Genomic DNA, 17,878 nt, shown 5'->3' with positions numbered 1-17,878 from the left:
TATCTTATATATTCATCTTGCTTGATTAGCCTATCGACGGCACTCAGGCCTTTACGTATAGTGTCACCAATTTTGCTGCCTACACAGGGTTAAACAATGATTATCAGCCTGATCGCTGCCTTGGCGGCGGATCGCGTTATTGGCATGGAAAACGCCATGCCGTGGCACCTGCCGGCGGACCTTGCGTGGTTTAAACGCAACACGTTGAATAAGCCGGTTATTATGGGCCGCAAGACCTTCGAGTCCATCGGCCGCCCGCTGCCGGGCCGTCACAATATCGTTTTGAGCAGCCGCCCGGGCAATGCCGCCGGGGTGACCTGGGTGACCTCGCTGGATGAGGCGCTGGCCGCCGCGGGTGAGGTGGAAGAAGTAATGGTGATCGGCGGTGGGCGCATCTATACCCAGTTGCTGCCGCGCGCCGATCGCCTGTACCTGACACACATCGACGCCGAAGTCGGCGGCGATACTCACTTCCCGGATTACGAGCCGGACGAGTGGGAAACCACGTTCAGCGAATTCCACGACGCCGACGATCTGAACTCGCACAGCTACTGCTTCGAAATCCTGCAGCGCCGCTGATCTCAGCGCGTTAGCCAGTCATCCCCGGGGGCGCAAGCAATTGCGCCCCCGGTCTTTTTGCGCCGGTCATTCGTAACCTTTCCGTCACATTACCTGATTAGTATGAAGCCCAACTCCGAGCGCCACGGCAACTCTGGTGAATCTTGACCGCGGCGCCATAACTAAAAAGGTAACCACGTTATGACCAAGCAAATTGAGCAATTAGACGCCGACCGCCTGATCGATCCCACTCGCCGCAAGCTGCTGCTTGGCAGCGCCGGCGCCGTCGGCCTGGCCGGTTTTCTCGGCGGCGGCATCTGGTCGGTCTCCACCGAGGCGTTAGCCGAGGATCTGCCGCCGAACACGCTGCTGGGCTTCCGGGGCATCGCCGCGTCTACCGCCGATGAAGTGACGATAGCGCCGGGCTACCGCGCCGAGGTACTGATCTCCTGGGGCGAGCCGCTGGTGGACGGCGCGCCGGCCTTCGATCCGCAGGGCAACAACAGCGCCGCCGATCAGGAAAAACAGTTTGGCGACAACAACGATGGCATGAGCTTTTTCCCTATCGATGACAATCACGGCGTGATGGCCATCAATAACGAATACGTTAACGAGCAGTACCTGTTCGCCCACGGCGGCGCCAAGGCCACCAGCCTGGAAGAGGTGCGCAAATCGCAGGCGGCGCACGGCGTCTCCATTGTCGCGGTCAAGCGGCTCGGCGACGGCCAGCGCTGGGAGGTGGAGCGCCCGTCGCGCTATAACCGCCGCATCACCGCCAACAGCGAGATGCAATTCAGCGGCCCGGCCGCCGGACATCCGTTGTTGCAGACCGCCGCCGATCCGAGCGGCCGCAAGGTGCTGGGCACCTTCGGCAACTGCGCCAACGGCAAGACGCCGTGGGGCACCTACCTGACCTGCGAGGAAAACTTCGACACCTATTTCGGCACCCGTCAGGCCGATTATCGAACCACGCCGGAACAGAAGCGCTACACGCTGAAGGTCAGCGAACCGGAACGCAACTGGCCGGACTATGACGAGCGTTTTGATGTGGCGAAGAATCCCAACGAATTCAACCGTCACGGCTGGATTGTCGAGATCGATCCGTTGAATCCGACCTCGACGCCCATCAAGCACACCGCGCTCGGCCGTTTCAAACATGAAAACGCGGCGGTGACCGTGGCCAAAGACGGCCGTCTGGTGGTGTATATGGGCGACGACGAGCGCGGCGAACATATCTATAAGTACGTCTCCAAAGGCGTGGTCGACGCCGCCAATCCGGCCAACAATCGTACGCTGCTGGATGAGGGGACGCTGTACGTGGCGCAGTTCGACGGCGATGAAGCCGGCACGCCGCTGAAGGGCAAAGGGCGCTGGATTGCGCTTGAGTTCGGCAAGAACGGCCTGACGCCGGAGAACGGTTTCCGCGATGAGGCCGAAGTGCTGATCTTCGCCCGCAAGGCGGCGCAGCAGGTCGGCGCCACCAAAATGGATCGCCCGGAGTGGATCGCGGTAAACCCGCATGACGGGCGCGCGTACTGCACGTTAACCAACAACAGCAAGCGCGGCGAGGAAGGGATGCCGTTGAACGCCGCCAACCCGCGACCGAACAATATCTACGGCCAAATCATTCGCTGGGACGAGGGCGGCGACGCCACCGCCGACGCCTTCGCCTGGGACATCTATGCGCTGTGCGGCAACCCGATTGCCCACCCCGAAGGCGTCAACCGCGGCACGCCGAACATCACGGCGGAAAACACCTTCAACAGCCCGGACGGGCTGGGCTTCGATCGCGCCGGCCGTCTGTGGATCCTCACCGACGGCAAGTACAGCAACAAGGGCGATTACGTCGGGCAGGGCAACAACCAGATGCTGGTGGGCGATCCGGTCAGCGGCGAGATCCGCCGTTTCATGGTGGGGCCGAAGTCCTGCGAACTGACCGGCATCACCTTCACCCCGGACTACAAGACGATGTTCGTCAACGTACAGCATCCCGGAGAAGAAGGCGATTCGCACTTCCCGAACAACAGCCCGCGCCCGCGTTCATCGGTGTTGATGATCACGCGTGAAGATGGCGGAGTGATTGGGGCGTAAGGCGGCAATACAGAACAAAGGCGGCCACCGGGCCGCCTTTATCGTTTCAGGATGCGGCTAATCTGCCGGCGTGGTCAGGCGCTTCGCCGCGATTGGCGGGCTGCGTGAAGTAACGGCGATCTTCCCAGCGCAGCATCGTCAGATCGCCGCCCCAGCAGCAGCCGGTATCCAGCCCGATCACGCCCTCCGGCGTGCCCTTGCCTTCCAGCGAGGCCCAGTGGCCGAAGATGATGGTGTATTCCGGGTCCACCAGGCGCGGCAGCTCGAACCACGGTTTCAACGGCGCCGGCGCGCTGCCCGGCGCATCTTTGCAGATCATGTCGAGCTGGCCGTTGGGGAAGCAGTAGCGCATGCGCGTCAGCGCATTGGTGCTGAAACGCAGGCGCGCCAGGCCGCTCAGCTCCGGCGCCCAGTTGTTCGGCATGTCGCCGTACATGGCGTCGAGGAACAGCGGATAGCTGTCGCTGCTCAATACCGCCTCCACTTCGCGAGCGCACATTTTTGCGGTGTCGATGTCCCACTGCGGGGTGATGCCGGCGTGGGCCATCACCAGCTTTTGCTCATCATCCACCTGCAGCACCGGTTGGCGGCGCAGCCAGTTGATCAGCTCGTCGGCGTCCGGCGCTTCCAGCAGCGGCGTGATGCGATCTTTGGGTTTGTTGCGGCTGATGCCGGCGTAAACCGCCAGCAGGTGCAGATCGTGGTTGCCCAGCACCATGCGCACCGCCGGGCCGAGCGAGCGCACATAGCGCAGCACGTCCAGCGAGGCGGGGCCGCGCGCCACCAGATCGCCGGTCAGCCACAGTTGATCGCGCTCGGGATCGAACGCAACCTGAGCCAGCAGCGACTTCAGTTCATCGAAACAGCCGTGAACGTCGCCGATAAGGTATGTCGACATAATTAATGGATCAGCGTTGGAATGGCTAAGCGGAACACGGGAATAGCGGTGCGGAACGGCTGACCCTGATGGTCAACCATTTCGTAATGGCCTTCCATGGTGCCCAGCGGTGTTTCCAGAATGGCGCCGCTGGTGTACTGAAACTCTCCACCGGGCGGAATGACGGGCTGTTCGCCGATCACGCCTTCGCCCTGGACTTCGGTTTGGCGGCCGTTGCTGTTGGTGATCAGCCAGTAACGGCCCAGCAGTTGCACGTTGGTCCGCCCCAGATTGCGGATGGTAATGGTATAGGCGAAGACGTAACGCTCTTCTTCAGGGATCGACTGTGATTCCACATAGATGCTCTGAACCTGAATACACACGCGGGGCGAATCAATCATGACAACAACTCCTTATTGCTGCGGCGCCGGATTGGCTGACAGCCAGTTCGCCAGCTTGCAGTACTGCGCCACAGAAATATTCTCTGCTCTGAGCGAAGGATCGACGCCCAGCTCCGTCAGCTGCTCCGGCGTGAACAGATCGCCCAGGCTATTGCGGATGGTTTTCCGCCGCTGGTTGAACGCCTGCGTGGTGATGCGGCTCAGCATGCGCACGTCGCCCACCGGGTTCGGCAGCTCGGTGTGCGGGACCAGGCGCACCACGGCGGAATCGACCTTCGGCGGCGGCGCGAACGCGGTCGGCGGCACTTCCAGCACCGGGATGACGTTGCAGTAGTACTGCGCCATCACGGTTAAACGCCCGTAGGCCTTGCTGTTAGGGCCGGCCACCAGACGGTTGACCACCTCTTTCTGCAACATAAAGTGCATGTCGCGGATTGCCTGAGTATAGCTGAAAAGGTGGAACATCAGCGGCGTCGAAATATTGTACGGCAGGTTACCAAATACGCGCAGCGGTTGGCCAGCCTCCTCGGCCAGTTCGGCGAAATTCACCGTCATGGCGTCCTGCTGGCGGATGGTCAGCTTGTCTTTCAGCTGCGGGTGATTCTCCAGCCGAGTGGCCAGATCGCGGTCCAGTTCGATCACCGTCATGCGGTCCATGCGTGCGCCGACCGGCTCGGTCAGGGCGCCGAGGCCGGGGCCGATCTCGACCACCGCTTCGCCCGGCTGCGGGTGAATGGCGGAGACAATGCTATCGATGACAAACTGATCGGTTAAAAAGTTTTGTCCAAAGCGTTTGCGGGCAAAGTGCCCTTGGTGGACTCTGTTATTCATTACAATTAATTATCATTTTAATGGCGAGATTCAGGGCCGTTTGGAAACTGCCGACATCGGCGGTGCCGGTGCCGGCCAGTTCCAGAGCGGTACCGTGGTCGACCGAGGTGCGTATGAAAGGCAAACCGAGGGTGATATTCACCGCGCGGCCGAACCCTTGGTATTTTAGCACCGGCAGCCCCTGATCGTGATACATCGCCAGCACCGCATCGGCATCTTGCAGATATTTGGGCTGGAACAGGGTGTCCGCCGGCAGCGGGCCGACAAGATGGATACCGTCAGCGCGCAGCGCTTCGAGCGCCGGGATGATGGTGTCTATCTCTTCGCGCCCCATATGGCCGCCTTCCCCGGCGTGGGGATTCAGACCGCAGACGTAAATGTGCGGCTGGGCGATGCCAAATTTGGTTTTCAGATCGTGGTCGAGGATGCGAATGACTTCGAACAGGCTCTGCTGCGTGATGGCGCCCGGCACCGCCAGCAGCGGCAGGTGGGTGGTCGCCAGCGCCACGCGCAGCTCTTCGGTCGCGAGCATCATCACCACGCGATCGCAGCGGCTGCGATCGGCAAAGAATTCGGTATGGCCGATAAACGGCACGCCGGCGTCGTTGATCACGCCCTTGTTCACCGGGCCGGTGATCAGCGCAGCGAATTCGCCGTTCAGGCAACCGTCGCAGGCGCGTGCCAGGGTTTCCACCACGTAGGCGCTGTTGCCGACGTTCAGTTCACCGGCGGTAACCGGCTGAGCGAGCGGCACCGGCAGCACGGTCAGCGTGCCGGCGCGTTGCGCCTCGGCCGGCTGCTGCGGCTGGTAGTCGCGCAGCGTCAGCGGCAGGCCCAAACGCTTGGCGCGTTCAAGCAACAGGGCCGGATCGGCGCACACCACCAGCTCAACAGGCCAATCCTGCTGCGCCAGGGCGGCTACCAAATCTGGCCCCACCCCGGCGGGTTCGCCGGGGGTAATGACGACGCGTTTATTGCTGCGCATCGCTGCCATCGAGGATCTTCACGTAAGCCTGGGCGCGCTGTTCCTGCATCCAGGTCTGCGCCTCTTCGGCGAACTTACGGTTGAACAGCATGCGGTAAGCGCGATCTTTCTGCGCGGCGTCGGTCTTATCCACCTGACGGGTATCCAGCAGCTGAATCAGGTGCCAACCGAAGGAAGAGTGCACCGGCGCGCTGATCTCACCTTTGCTCAGCTTCAGCAACGCATCGCGGAAGGCGGGATCGTAGATGTCCGGAGAAGCCCAGCCCAGATCGCCGCCCTGCATGGCGGAACCCGGATCCTGCGACAGCTGTTTGGCTTCGTCGGCGAATTTGGCGCGGCCGCTCTTGATCGCTTCCGCCACGGATTGCAGTTTGGCGCGCGCCTGGTCGTCGGTCAGCACCACCGAAGGTTTCAGCAGGATGTGACGGGCGTGCACTTCGGTGACCGACACCGACTGGCTGGCGCCGCGGATGTCGTTGACTTTCAGGATGTGGAAGCCGACGCCGGAACGGATTGGGCCGACGACGTCACCTTTCTTGGCGCTGACCAGGCGTTCAGCGAACAGGGTCGGGATCTCTTGCAGCTTGCCCCAGCCCATGTTGCCGCCTTTCAGCGCCTGAGAGTCGGCGGAGTAAGTGATCGCCAGCTTGCCGAAGTCGGCGCCGCTGTTGATCTCGCCCACCAGGCGTTTGGCCAGCTCTTCGGCTTTGTCGACCTGCTGCTGCGACGGGTTCTCCGGCAGCGGGATCAGGATGTGGCTGATGTTCATTTCGGTGTCGCTGCCGTTCTGCGCGCCCACCTGTTTGGCCAGCGCGTCCACTTCCTGCGGCAGGATGGTGACGCGGCGGCGCACTTCGTTGTTGCGCACTTCGGAGATCAGCATCTCTTTGCGGATCTGCGCGCGGTAGGTGTTGTAGTTCAGCCCTTCGTACGACAGGCGGCTGCGCAGCTGATCGACGCTCATGCGGTTCTGCGCGGCGATGTTGGCGATCGCTTTGTCCAGATCGGCGTCGGAGACGGTGATGCCCATTTTCTTGGCCATCTGCAGCTGGATGTTATCCATGATCAGACGTTCGATGATCTGATGGCGCAGCGTCTTGTCGTCCGGCAGTTGCTGACCGGCCTGCTGGGCGTTGAGCTTCACCGACTGCAACAGTCCGTTGACGTCGCTTTCGAGTACCACGCCGTTATCCACGACGGCGGCGACTTTATCCACTTCTTGGGGTGCTGCGAACGCGGCATTGGCGCAAACCACCAATCCGAGAATAAGCGTTCTCCAGTTCTTCATACATTTCCCATTATGTAATCCGCAAATGCGGGTGAAAGTTCTCGTTTTCAAAGTGTTGCAAAGCGTCAGAATGCGCGCTGATACGGCAGAATGCCGGAGCGCAGCATTTCTGCGGAGCCGAGACTATGATCGCTGCTCAGGCCGCGCAGTTCGACGTTGAACGAAACTCTGTTGTCGTAAACGCTGGTATTGTTGCTGTTGTTCCAGTCGGTGATCTTGCGCTCATAGCCCAGCGTCACCGCCCAGCAGCAGGTGTTGTACTTCAGCCCCACCAGCTGATCGGCGGATTGTTTGGCGCGGGTGTCGTAGTAGTACGCCCCGACCACCGCCCAACGATCGGCGATCGGCCAGCTGCCGGTGATGCCCACCTGCGAGATGCCGTCCTGGAAGGCCGGAACCGTTTTGGTGTTCAACGCCGTCTGGATATATTCCGGCGTGGCGTAACGGTAGTTCAGCTGCACTACGCGCTCGGCATCCTGGCGGTATTCCACCACGCCGTTGCCCAGCGAGACGCTGTTCAGGCGGGTGTCGTACTGCAGGCCGCCGCGCAGGCCCCAACGATCGTCGATTTTCCAATAGGTATCGCCGGCCCAGGCCACGCTGCCGGTATCGTCGTTGTTGTCGTACCCGGTTACCCGATCGCCGGTGCGCGAACGGCTGAAGTAGTAGATTTGACCCACGGAAGCGTTAAAACGTTCAACCAGCGCGTCATCATAAATTCGGGTGGTCAAACCGGTAGACACGCGGTTCTGCGAAGCGATGCGATCCAGGCCGCTGTAGGTGCGATCGCGGAACAGGCCGGAGTAGTCGGTCTGCAGCAGCGTGGTGTCGTAGGTGTAGATGTTGCTCTGGTCGCGGTACGGCACGTACAGGTACTGCACGCGCGGCTCCAGCGTCTGGGTGGCGCCTTCGGCCCAGATCATCGGCCGCTCGAACACCAGCTTGCCGTCGACTTTGAACTGCGGCAGTACGCGGTTGACCGAATCATCGAGCTCCGGCGCGGCAGCGTTTTTGCGGCTCTGGTAGTTGGCGGCGAAACCGTCAGGAATATCCTGCTGGTAATGGGTCGCCATCACCTTGGCTTCGGTGTTCAGGCTGGCCCAGCCGTTGGTGAGCGGCAGACTCAGCGTCGGTTCCATATGCAGACGGGTGGCGTCCGGGCTGTATGGGTTGACGCTGGTGAACTTGGCCGCCTGGCCGTAAATATGGAAGTCGAACGGACCGAGGTCGTTCTTGTAGTAGTTCAGATCCAGCTGCGGCTGGACTTTATACGAGTCCGACTGTGAGCGATCGGTATCGTCGTAAATCTGGAACTGCTTGGAGCTCAGCGTGGCGTTCCAGTTTTCGTTGGCGTAGCCGAGGCTGAATTTCTGCGTGGCGTAGCCGTCGGTGGTGGAGCCGTATTTGGAGTCCAGATCGGTGAAGTACTTGGAATCGCTGACCTTGGTGTAATCGACGTTGAAGCGCCACACCTGATCCATAACGCCGTTGTGGTTCCAGTAGAACAGCCAGCGTTTGTTGTCGTCATGATCTTTGCCGTATTCCTTATCGTCCGGCAACCAGTCGAACTCCATCAGGCCGAGGCCCGGCTGCACCAGATAACGGAACTCGGTCTGCCACTGCAGGCCGCGCTTGGACATATAGTGCGGGGTAATGGTGGCGTCGTAGTTCGGCGCGATGTTCCAGTAATACGGCAACATGAACTCGAAGCCGTTGTTGCTGCCGTACTTGGCGTTCGGGATCAGGAAGCCGGAACGGCGCTTGTCGCCGACCGGCAGCTGCAGGTACGGGCTGTAGAACACCGGCACGCCACCGATGCGGAAGCGGGCGTTCCATATTTCCGCCACCTGCTCTTCGCGATCGTGGATCACTTCGGAACCGACCACGCTCCAGCTGTCGTCGCCCGGCAGACAGGAGGTAAAGGTGCCGTTTTCCAGGATGGTGTAACGGTTGGCGCCGCGCATTTTCATCTTGTCGGCGTCGCCGCGTCCCTGACGGCCTACCATCTGGTAGTCGCCTTCATAGACGTCGGTATCTTTGGTATTCAGGTTAGACCAGGCCTTCGGGCCTTTCAGTTTGATCTGATTGTCGCTGTAGTGCACGTCGCCGGTGGCGGTGACGGTACGCACCGGTTCCGTCTGGCCGGGGTTTTGCGTCTGATTCAGCTCAACTTCTTTGGCGGTCAGGGTGCTGTTGCCCTGCTCGATATGCACGTTGCCGCTGAACAGGGCGCTTTTCGGGTAGTCGGCGCGCGAGTCATCGGCATTGATGGTCACCGGCTGGCTGTTCGGATCGCCGCTGACCAAAGGCTTGTCGTAAACAGGAACGCCAAGCATGCATTGCTCGGCCAGATCAGCCAGCGCATGCTGACTGTAGAGTGCCGTCCAAATCATCGTGGCCAGCAGTGTTGGGAAACTTTTTTTCATACGCGGTTTTGGTGTTCCGTCATCAGAGGCGTCGTGTCCGGCAAACGGTCAGAGACTATATTACTCATCTGCGTTGCGCTAGTGCTAAATCCAGCCGTTTACTTGCGTCGTCGTTAGGCGCAAAGATAAATGACAGGTATGATAATCCAAATTCTAGGAAAAATCGCCTGCGCCCTTTCCTGAAACGGAGGAGAGCGGGCGGCTTTCGGCATGATAATTGAGGAGTATATGCAGTATTGGGGAAAACTGCTCGGCGTCATCGTCGCCATCTGGTCTGGCGCGGGATTCTGGGGTGTAGTTCTGGGGCTGATTATCGGTCATATGATCGATACGGCGCGCAGCAACAAGCGCAGCCGGGGGTTTTTCACCGACCAGCAAACGCGGCAAACGCTGTTTTTCCGCACCACTTTTCAGGTTATGGGCCACCTGACCAAATCCAAAGGACGCGTCACCGAGGCGGATATCCAGATCGCCAGCCTGTTCATGGATCGCCTGCAGCTGCACGGCGAAGCCCGCACTGCGGCGCAGCAGGCGTTCCGCGAGGGCAAACAGAGCCAGTTCCCGCTGCGTGAGACGCTGCAGCAGTTCCGCAGCATCTGTTTCGGCCGCTTCGATCTGATTCGGATGTTTCTGGAAATTCAGATTCAGGCGGCGTTCGCCGACGGCTCGCTGCACCCGAACGAACGTCAGGTGCTGTATGTCATCGCCGAAGAGCTGGGCATTTCGCGCGCGCAGTTCGATCAGTTCCTCAGCATGATGGAGGGCGGGCGTCAGTTCGGCGGCGGTCAGCAGGGCGGGTATTCGCAGGGCGGTTATCAGCAGGCTCAGCGCGGCCCGACGCTCGACGATGCGTGCAAGGTGCTCGGTGTGCGCAGCAGCGACGATGCCGCCACCATCAAACGCGCCTACCGCAAGCTGATGAGCGAACACCATCCGGATAAGCTGGTGGCGAAAGGCTTACCGCCGGAGATGATGGAAATGGCCAAGCAGAAAGCGCAGGAGATCCAGGCGGCGTACGACCTGATCAAACGCGAGAAAGGTTTTAAATAACGATACCCGTCATACTTCGAGCTGCAGGTGTGTTGGCTGCCCGCGCTTACCCCGGTCACGTACTTTTTGTACGCTCCCGGGGCTGCGCTTAGTTGCCGCCTTCCTGCAACTCGAATTATTTAGGGTATCTCAGGGTGATGAGCTCAGAAATCCGGCTCGGCGCGAAAGTGCATCGGCGTCTGGAAGGCGGGGTGGGTGATGCGCAGCTCTTGTGCATGCAGCTGCAGCCGCGGCGCCATCGCTTTGGCCTCCGGCGGGGCGTAGAAACCGTCACCGAGGATCGGGTGTCCCAGCGCCAGCATGTGCACCCGCAGCTGATGCGAGCGGCCGGTGATCGGCGTCAGCTTCACGCGGGTGCTGCCGTCGGCATCGCGCGACAGCACCAGATATTCCGTCTGCGCCGCTTTGCCGGTGTCAAAACACACCTTTTGCAGCGGCCGGTTCGGCCAGTCGCAGATCAGCGGCAAATCCACCAACCCTTCGTCATGCGCCATATGCCCCCAAACGCGGGCGATATAGGATTTCTTCGGTTCGCGTTCGCGAAACTGACGTTTCAGTTCACGCTCGGCGGCCTTGTTGAGCGCCACCACGATCACCCCGCTGGTGGCCATATCCAGCCGGTGCACCGATTCGGCGGCCGGATGATCGGCCTGAATGCGGGTCATCAGGCTGTCTTTGTTTTCCGGCGCGCGGCCGGGCACCGACAGCAAGCCGCTGGGCTTGTTGACCACCATGATGTGTTCATCCTGATACAGGATGTGCAGCGGGTCCTGCGGGGGATTGTAGGGTTCCATCTTGGCTCCGCGAAAAGGGCCGAACGGGGAGGCAACCACCTCCCCGCGTCGCGCCGGTTACTGGTGGGTGACCACCACCAGACGAATGGCGTCGAGACGCCAGCCGGCTTCATTGAGGTTGGCCAGCACCTGACGGCGGTTGAACTCCAGCGTCTCGACTTCGTCGTCGCGGATGTTCGGGTTGACCGCCTTCAGCGCTTCCAGACGCGCCAGCTCGGCGCTCAGCTTGTCGTCCGCCTCTTGCTTCGCCTGTTCTATAAGCGTGCGTGCCTGCGCTTCCACCAGGCTTTCCGCCTGCTGCAGCATGGCGTGCACGTCTTGCTGCACGGCGTTGACCAGCTTGCTGGAGGTGTGGCGGTTGACCGCGTTCAACTGGCGGTTGAAGCTTTCGAACTCGACCTGCGCCGCCAGGTTGGTGCCCTTGCGGTCCATCAGCATGCGGATCGGCGTCGGCGGCAGGAAGCGGGTCAGCTGCAGGTGCTTCGGCGCCTGGGCTTCCACCACGTACACCAGCTCAACCAGCAAGGTGCCGACCGGCAACGCTTTGTTTTTCAACAGGGACACCGCACAACTGCCGGTATCGCCGGACAGGATAAGATCCAGACCGTTGCGGATGATCGGGTGTTCCCAGCTGACGAACTGCGCGTCTTCGCGCGACAGCGCCTGATCGCGATCGAAGGTGACGGTGCAGCCGTCCTGCGGCAGGCCCGGGAAGTCCGGCACCAGCATATGGTCGGACGGCGTGAGCACGATCAGGTTGTCGCTGCGATCTTCCTGATTGATGCCGACGATGTCGAACAGGTTGAGCGCGAAGCCCACCAGGTTGACGTCGTTATCTTGCTCGGCGATGGCGGCGGCCAGCGCCTGGGCTTTGTCGCCGCCGTTGGAGTGCATCTCCAGCAGGCGGTCGCGGCCTTGTTCCAGTTGCGCTTTCAACTGGTCATGCTGCTGGCGGCAGGCGTGGATGAATTCGTCCAGGCCCTCCTGCTCGGTCGGCGCGGCCAGATAGCCGATCAACTGCTCGTAGCAGCTGTCGTAGATGGTGCGGCCGGTCGGGCAGGTGTGTTCGAAGGCGTCGAGCCCTTCGTGGAACCAGCGGCCCAGCACCGCCTGTGCGGTGTGCTCCAGGTAAGGCACCATGATTTGGATATCGTGCATCTGGCCGATACGGTCCAGACGGCCGATGCGCTGTTCCAGCAGATCCGGATTGAACGGCAGATCGAACATCACCAGTTGGCTGGCGAACTGGAAGTTGCGGCCTTCGGAACCGATCTCGGAACACAGCAGTACCTGCGCGCCTTCCTCTTCGGAGGCGAAGTAGGCGGCGGCGCGGTCGCGCTCGATGATCGACAGCCCTTCGTGGAACACCGCGGCGCGGATCGCTTCACGCTCGCGCAGCACCTGCTCCAGCTGCAGCGCGGTATCGGCTTTGGCGCAGATCACCAGCACTTTTTCGTTGCGGTTGGCCAGCAGGTAATCCAACAGCCACTCGACGCGCGGGTCGAAGTTCCACCAGGTGGCGTTTTCGCCTTCGAATTCCTGGTAGATCTGCTCCGGATACAGCATGTCGCGCGCGCGCGCTTCGACGGATTTCTTGGCGCCCATGATGCCGGACACTTTGATCGCGGTCTGATACTGGGTTGGCAACGGCAGCTTGATCTGGTGCAGGTTGCGGTGCGGGAAGCCCTTCACGCCGTTGCGGGTGTTGCGGAACAGCACGCGGCTGGTGCCGTGGCGATCCATCAGCATGGCCACCAGCTCCTGGCGCGCCTGCTCGGCGTTGTCGCCTTCGCTGTTGGCCGCTTTGAGCAGCGGTTCGATGTCCTGCTCGTCGATCAGCTCGCCCAGCAGGTTCAGCTTGTCGTCGGCCAGGCGTTCACCGCTCAGCAGCAGGGTGACGGCGTCGGCCACTGGACGGTATTTCTGCTGTTCGGCGACGAACTCGCCGTAGTCGTGGAAACGGTTCGGATCGAGCAGGCGCAGGCGCGCAAAGTGGCTCTGTTGGCCCAGCTGTTCCGGGGTGGCGGTCAGCAGCAGCACGCCGGGGATATGCTCGGCCAGCTGTTCGATCACCTGATATTCGCGGCTCGGCGCTTCTTCGCTCCAGGCCAGGTGGTGCGCTTCATCGACCACCAGCAGATCCCACTGGGCGTCCGCCAGCTCTTCCAGGCGCTGCTTGTTGCGGCGCACGAAGTCCAGCGAGCAGATCACCAGCTGTTCGGTCTCGAACGGGTTGCTGCTGTCGAGCTTGGCTTCGGCGTAGCGGCTGTCGTCGAACAGCGAGAAGTAGAGGTTGAAGCGGCGCATCATCTCCACCAGCCACTGGTGCTGCAGCGTTTCCGGCACCACGATCAGCACGCGCTCGGCGCGGCCCGCCAGCAGTTGCTGGTGGATGATCATGCCGGCTTCGATGGTTTTGCCGAGGCCGACTTCGTCCGCCAACAGAACGCGCGGCGCATGGCGCTGGCCGACTTCATGAGCGATGTGCAGCTGGTGCGGGATCAGGCTGGCGCGCATGCCGCGCAGGCCGGCGAACGGCAGGCGATACTGCTCGCTCTGGTATTTGCGGGCGCGAAAACGCAGCGCGAAACGATCCATGCGGTCGATTTGGCCGGCGAACAGGCGATCCTGCGGCTTGCTGAAGGTCAGTTTGCTGTCCAGCAGCACTTCGCGCATCGCCACGCCGCTTTCCTGGGTGTCCAGGCGGGTGCCGATATAGGTCAACAGACCGTTTTCCTCTTTCACCTCTTCCACCTGCAGCTGCCATCCCTCGTGGCTGCTGACGGTATCGCCCGGGTTGAACATCACGCGGGTGATCGGCGAATCGTTTCTGGCATAGAGGCGGTTTTCACCGGTGGCGGGGAAAAGCAGGGTAATCATGCGCGCATCCAGCGCCACGACGGTGCCCAGTCCTAATTCGCTTTCCGTGTCGCTGATCCAGCGTTGACCAAGAGTAAAAGGCATATATTGTCGGCTCGATTCTTTGTAAGTAAGTCTTGTTACCGGGCGGGAAGGGCCGCGGCACCTGTACTGAACATCGGTTAATCCCGGTTTGTTTTAAATTTGACGGGCAATAGCCGTTCACGCCATGCAGACGTCGCGAGACGGCAGGGCTAAGCGTGGTTCAGTTTTGGGAAGGGCGCTATGGTAATGGAAGGCGGCGCGTTCGTCACCTGCAAAACCGGATGATTTTTCTTAACCTGGCGCAATCTCAAAACAGCCCCATCTGCCCGGTGACCAGCGTGGTGAAGTCGTCGTGCAAGAAAGGGAGTATAGCGTCTGCCACCGGTTGCAGCTGACGTTCGAGGTAGTGCTGATAATCGATGGGCGAATGGCGGGTTTCCAGCGGTTCCGGCCCGGCGACGGTCATCACGTAGCTGATCCAGCCGCCGTTCTGATACTGCAGCGGCCGCCCCTGGCTGCGGTTGTAGTCGTCGGCGATGCGCGCGGCGCGGGCGTGCGGCGGCACGTTGCGCTGATAGTCGTCGAGCTTTCTGCGCAGCCGTTTGCGGTACACCAATTGATCGTCGAAGTCGCCGTTCAGGGTTTTGCCGACGTAGTCACGCACATAGTCCTGGTAGGGCTGTTGTTTGAAGATGCGCTGATAGAGCTGCTGCTGGAACTGCTGCGCCAGCGGCGTCCAGTCGGTGCGCACCGTTTCCAGGCCTTTGTACACCATCTCTTCCTGGCCGTCGGCGCGCGCGATCAGGCCGGCGTAGCGTTTCTTGCTGCCCTGCTCGGCGCCGCGAATGGTCGGCATCAGGAAGCGGGAATAGTGGGTTTCGAACTCCAGCTCCAGCGCGTTCTCCAGCCCGAACTGCTGCTGCAGATGCTGCTGCCACCAGGCGTTGACCCGTTGCACCAGCGCCCGGCCGATCTGCGCCGCCTGTTGCTCGTCATGCGGCTGTTTCAGCCAGACGAAGGTGGAGTCGGTGTCGCCGTAAATCACCTGATAGCCTTCGGCTTCGATCAGCTCGCGGGTTTGGCGCATGATCTCGTGGCCGCGCAGGGTGATCGACGACGCCAGCCGCGGATCGAAGAAGCGGCAGCCGCTCGATCCCAGCACGCCATACAGCGCGTTCATGATGATCTTCAGCGCCTGTGACAGGGGCTTGTTGTGCTGGCGTTTTGCGGCCTCGCGCCCTTGCCAGATCTGCTCGACGATCGCCGGCAGGCAGTGTTTGCTGCGCGAGAAGCGGGCGTTGCGAAAGCCGGGCACCGAGTTGGCGTCGTTTGGGTGGCGCATGCCTTCCACCAACCCGACCGGATCGATCAAGAAGGTGCGGATGATCGACGGGTACAGACTTTTATAGTCCAGCACCAGCACCGAGTCGTACAGGCCGGGCCGGGAATCCATCACAAAGCCGCCGGGGCTGTGTTCCTCCGGCTGTTCGCCGAGGTTGGGGGCGACAAAGCCCAGGCGATGCATGCGCGGCATATAGAGGTGGCTGAAGGCCGCCACCGATCCGCCGCTACGATCGGCCGCCAGCCCGGTGACGGTGGCGCGCTCCAGCAGGAAGTTGAGCAGGTCGGCCTTGGCGAAAATCCGCGTCACCAGCTCGCAGTCTTTCAGGTTGTAGCGGGCCAGCGCCGGCTTGTCTTCGGCGAAGCGCCGGTCGATCTCCGCCATGCGCTGATAAGGGTTGTCGATCGCCTTGCCTTCGCCCAGCAGTTCCTGCGAAACGTATTCCAGGCTGAAGGAGGGAAAATTCCAGGTGGCGGATTTCAGCGCCTCGATGCCGTCGATGATCAGGCGGCCGGCGGCGGCGGCGAAAAAGTGATTCTGCTTGAAGCCATGCTCGCGCCATTCCAGCAGGTTGCCGCCGCGCCCCAGCCGCAGCGGGATTTGGTAGCGTTCGGCGTGCTTTTGCAGCACCCGCAGATCGAACTGTACCAGGTTCCAGCCGATGATGGCGTCGGGATCGTGACGCTCCAGCCACGCGTTCAGCCGTTCCAGCAACTGAGGGCGGCTGGCGCAGTATTCCAGATCGAAATCCAGTGGCTCATCGCCGCCGTTGGCCGGCCCCAGCATGTAGACCTGCCGCTGGCCGCAGCCTTCCAGCGCGATGGAGTAAAGCTCGCCGTGGGCGGTGGTTTCGATATCCAGCGACACCAGTTTTAGCGTTGGGCGGTACTCCGGCGCCGGCTTCATTTGGCCGCCGAGCAACGGCCCATTGCCGTCGCCCTGGCCGTTGAACCATACCGGCGCGGTGATGAAGCGTTCCATCAGGTAGCGCTCGGGCGGGCGAATGTCGGCCTCGTAGACCGCAACGCCGCCTTCCCGCAGCAGTTTTTCCAGCTTGATGAGCTGACGGTGCTGGCGGCAGTACAGCCCCAGCATCGGCCGGTGATGAAAATCCGTTAGCGCCAGCGGTTTCAGTTCGACTTGCCGCTCTTCTCGCAGCAGCAGTTCCGCGCGCTGCCTTTGTTCGGCGGGGATAAACGCCACCGAGGTTTGCGGCGGCAGACGCAGCTGGCGCGGGCCCGCGTCGGTCGCCAGCCAAAATTCGACCTCGGTGCCGGCGGGCGTGTCGCGCCAGTGGCGAGTGAGCAGGAACCCCTGTTGCAGTGCTGTCATAACCCCTTCGTTTTTCGCCGGGCGGCGTGTGCGACGTTCAGCGTGATGTCGGTTTTGGCGCTAATATAGATAAATTATAGTATGGGTTTTTATACAGTCATTGTCCATTGCTGCGCGGCGTTGCCAAATACGCATACAATTCATCGATTGACTCGCCAGCGGCGGCGCTGGAAAATCCTCGGCCCCGTTTGGCCCGAATAATCCACAGAGGTGTAATGGAAGCCTATTTACAAGATTTGATCACCCAGTCACTGGCTTTCACTCTGATGGTCGTTCTGCTGGTCGCTTTTCTGGAGTCGTTGGCGCTGGTGGGGCTGCTGTTGCCTGGCACGGTGATGATGGCCAGCATCGGCGCGCTGATCGGCAGCGGCAAGGTGGATTTTTACTACGCCTGGGCGGCGGGCATCGTCGGCTGCCTGCTCGGCGATTGGATCTCCTATTTCGTCGGTCGCGCCTTTAAGGGGCCTTTGCACCGCTGGTCGTTCCTGAAGAAGAACAAAGCGCTGCTCGACAAAACCGAACATGCCTTGCACCAGCACAGCATGGCGACCATTTTGATCGGCCGCTTCGTTGGCCCGACGCGCCCGCTGGTGCCGATGGTGGCCGGCATGCTCGATTTGCCGCCGTACAAGTTTGCGTTGCCGAACATCATCGGTTGCCTGACCTGGCCGCCGGTCTATTTCTTCCCCGGCATTCTGGCGGGGGTGGCGATCGATATCCCCGCCGACGCCAACAGCGCGACGTTCAAGTGGCTGTTGCTCGCGGCGGCGCTGCTGGTCTGGCTGGCGGTGTGGCTGAGCTGGCGCTGGTGGCGCGAGGGCAAGCGCAACGCCGATCGGCTGAGCCGGTGGCTGACGCCGCTGCGGCTGCGCGTGGTGTGCGCCGTGAGTTGGCTGGCGGCGCTGTCGGTCGGTTATCTGCTGAGCCAGCAGCCGCTGATGCCGGTGTATCGGCACCTGTTGTGGCAGGTGCTGTCCGGGCAATCATCATAATGGATAG

General features: G+C 61.4%; 13 protein-coding genes. 4 read left to right on the top strand and 9 right to left on the bottom strand.

Annotated elements, in window-relative coordinates:
* The first annotated feature begins 96 nt into the window (after nucleotides 1–96).
* Both folA and J0X03_RS20590 read left to right on the top strand, forming a co-directional pair.
* Nucleotides 97–579: a type 3 dihydrofolate reductase gene (folA, locus tag J0X03_RS20595; RefSeq protein ID WP_033637073.1), complete on the top strand. Its 483-nt coding sequence runs from the start codon at nucleotides 97–99 to the stop codon at nucleotides 577–579.
* Nucleotides 580–759: 180 nt separating this feature from the next.
* Complete coding sequence (locus J0X03_RS20590; protein ID WP_160203961.1) at nucleotides 760–2,649, top strand: PhoX family protein; 1,890 nt, start codon at nucleotides 760–762, stop codon at nucleotides 2,647–2,649.
* 46 nt (nucleotides 2,650–2,695) lie between these two features.
* Here J0X03_RS20590 and apaH read toward each other — a convergent pair whose 3' ends face one another.
* The 6 genes from apaH to lptD all read right to left on the bottom strand — a co-directional run bounded on the left by apaH (nucleotide 2,696) and on the right by lptD (nucleotide 9,457).
* Complete coding sequence (gene apaH, locus J0X03_RS20585) at nucleotides 2,696–3,547, bottom strand: bis(5'-nucleosyl)-tetraphosphatase (symmetrical) ApaH (RefSeq protein ID WP_033641832.1); 852 nt, start codon at nucleotides 3,545–3,547, stop codon at nucleotides 2,696–2,698.
* Between the two features lie 2 nt (nucleotides 3,548–3,549).
* Nucleotides 3,550–3,927 carry a Co2+/Mg2+ efflux protein ApaG gene (apaG, locus tag J0X03_RS20580; protein ID WP_015376624.1) on the bottom strand — a complete coding sequence of 126 codons (378 nt, stop codon included), beginning with the start codon at nucleotides 3,925–3,927 and terminating at the stop codon, nucleotides 3,550–3,552.
* Between the two features lie 12 nt (nucleotides 3,928–3,939).
* Nucleotides 3,940–4,758: a 16S rRNA (adenine(1518)-N(6)/adenine(1519)-N(6))-dimethyltransferase RsmA gene (gene rsmA / locus J0X03_RS20575; protein ID WP_033641833.1), complete on the bottom strand. Its 819-nt coding sequence runs from the start codon at nucleotides 4,756–4,758 to the stop codon at nucleotides 3,940–3,942.
* Nucleotides 4,751–5,743, bottom strand: a complete 993-nt coding sequence (pdxA, locus tag J0X03_RS20570) for a 4-hydroxythreonine-4-phosphate dehydrogenase PdxA (RefSeq protein WP_160204701.1) — start codon at nucleotides 5,741–5,743, stop codon at nucleotides 4,751–4,753. The genes rsmA and pdxA overlap by 8 nt, the downstream gene beginning before the upstream one ends.
* Nucleotides 5,730–7,031: a peptidylprolyl isomerase SurA gene (surA, locus tag J0X03_RS20565; protein WP_033641834.1), complete on the bottom strand. Its 1,302-nt coding sequence runs from the start codon at nucleotides 7,029–7,031 to the stop codon at nucleotides 5,730–5,732. Before surA ends, pdxA begins: the two co-directional genes overlap by 14 nt.
* A 65-nt stretch (nucleotides 7,032–7,096) precedes the next feature.
* A complete protein-coding gene (lptD, locus tag J0X03_RS20560) occupies nucleotides 7,097–9,457 on the bottom strand; it encodes an LPS assembly protein LptD (RefSeq protein ID WP_021505352.1) in 2,361 nt (786 codons plus the stop codon).
* A 228-nt stretch (nucleotides 9,458–9,685) separates the two neighbouring features.
* On the opposite strand from lptD, the gene djlA reads away from it, so the two are divergent.
* On the top strand, nucleotides 9,686–10,507 hold the full coding sequence (gene djlA / locus J0X03_RS20555; RefSeq protein WP_025301546.1) for a co-chaperone DjlA: 822 nt from the start codon (nucleotides 9,686–9,688) through the stop codon (nucleotides 10,505–10,507).
* A gap of 143 nt (nucleotides 10,508–10,650) precedes the next feature.
* Here djlA and rluA read toward each other — a convergent pair whose 3' ends face one another.
* The 3 genes from rluA to J0X03_RS20540 form a co-directional block, all read right to left on the bottom strand.
* A complete protein-coding gene (gene rluA / locus J0X03_RS20550; RefSeq protein ID WP_033641835.1) occupies nucleotides 10,651–11,301 on the bottom strand; it encodes a bifunctional tRNA pseudouridine(32) synthase/23S rRNA pseudouridine(746) synthase RluA in 651 nt (216 codons plus the stop codon).
* Nucleotides 11,302–11,358: 57 nt separating this feature from the next.
* Entirely contained in the window at nucleotides 11,359–14,265 is a 2,907-nt protein-coding gene (gene rapA / locus J0X03_RS20545; RefSeq protein WP_047025192.1) for an RNA polymerase-associated protein RapA, read from the bottom strand.
* Between the two features lie 247 nt (nucleotides 14,266–14,512).
* The gene (locus J0X03_RS20540; protein WP_101453541.1) at nucleotides 14,513–16,879 is read right to left on the bottom strand and encodes a DNA polymerase II; all 2,367 of its coding nucleotides are present in this window, start codon (nucleotides 16,877–16,879) and stop codon (nucleotides 14,513–14,515) included.
* 215 nt (nucleotides 16,880–17,094) lie between these two features.
* Here J0X03_RS20540 and J0X03_RS20535 point away from each other — a divergent pair, with 215 nt between their 5' ends.
* A complete protein-coding gene (locus J0X03_RS20535) occupies nucleotides 17,095–17,871 on the top strand; it encodes a DedA family protein (protein WP_160203962.1) in 777 nt (258 codons plus the stop codon).
* The last annotated feature ends 7 nt before the right edge of the window (nucleotides 17,872–17,878 follow it).

The sequence above is a fragment of the Serratia ureilytica genome (assembly GCF_017309605.1).
Lineage (GTDB): Bacteria > Pseudomonadota > Gammaproteobacteria > Enterobacterales > Enterobacteriaceae > Serratia > Serratia ureilytica.
This window is presented reverse-complemented; position numbering and strand designations above follow the sequence as displayed.

Bases quoted from the DNA above. Each gene is read 5' to 3' on its own strand.
- folA (WP_033637073.1), top strand. From the start codon at position 97: ATGATTATCAGCCTGATCGCTGCCTTGGCGGCGGATCGCGTTATTGGC.
- J0X03_RS20590 (WP_160203961.1), top strand. From the start codon at position 760: ATGACCAAGCAAATTGAGCAATTAGACGCCGACCGCCTGATCGATCCC.
- apaH (WP_033641832.1), bottom strand. From the start codon at position 3,547: ATGTCGACATACCTTATCGGCGACGTTCACGGCTGTTTCGATGAACTG.
- apaG (WP_015376624.1), bottom strand. From the start codon at position 3,927: ATGATTGATTCGCCCCGCGTGTGTATTCAGGTTCAGAGCATCTATGTG.
- rsmA (WP_033641833.1), bottom strand. From the start codon at position 4,758: ATGAATAACAGAGTCCACCAAGGGCACTTTGCCCGCAAACGCTTTGGA.
- pdxA (WP_160204701.1), bottom strand. From the start codon at position 5,743: ATGCGCAGCAATAAACGCGTCGTCATTACCCCCGGCGAACCCGCCGGG.
- surA (WP_033641834.1), bottom strand. From the start codon at position 7,031: ATGAAGAACTGGAGAACGCTTATTCTCGGATTGGTGGTTTGCGCCAAT.
- lptD (WP_021505352.1), bottom strand. From the start codon at position 9,457: ATGAAAAAAAGTTTCCCAACACTGCTGGCCACGATGATTTGGACGGCA.
- djlA (WP_025301546.1), top strand. From the start codon at position 9,686: ATGCAGTATTGGGGAAAACTGCTCGGCGTCATCGTCGCCATCTGGTCT.
- rluA (WP_033641835.1), bottom strand. From the start codon at position 11,301: ATGGAACCCTACAATCCCCCGCAGGACCCGCTGCACATCCTGTATCAG.
- rapA (WP_047025192.1), bottom strand. From the start codon at position 14,265: ATGCCTTTTACTCTTGGTCAACGCTGGATCAGCGACACGGAAAGCGAA.
- J0X03_RS20540 (WP_101453541.1), bottom strand. From the start codon at position 16,879: ATGACAGCACTGCAACAGGGGTTCCTGCTCACTCGCCACTGGCGCGAC.
- J0X03_RS20535 (WP_160203962.1), top strand. From the start codon at position 17,095: ATGGAAGCCTATTTACAAGATTTGATCACCCAGTCACTGGCTTTCACT.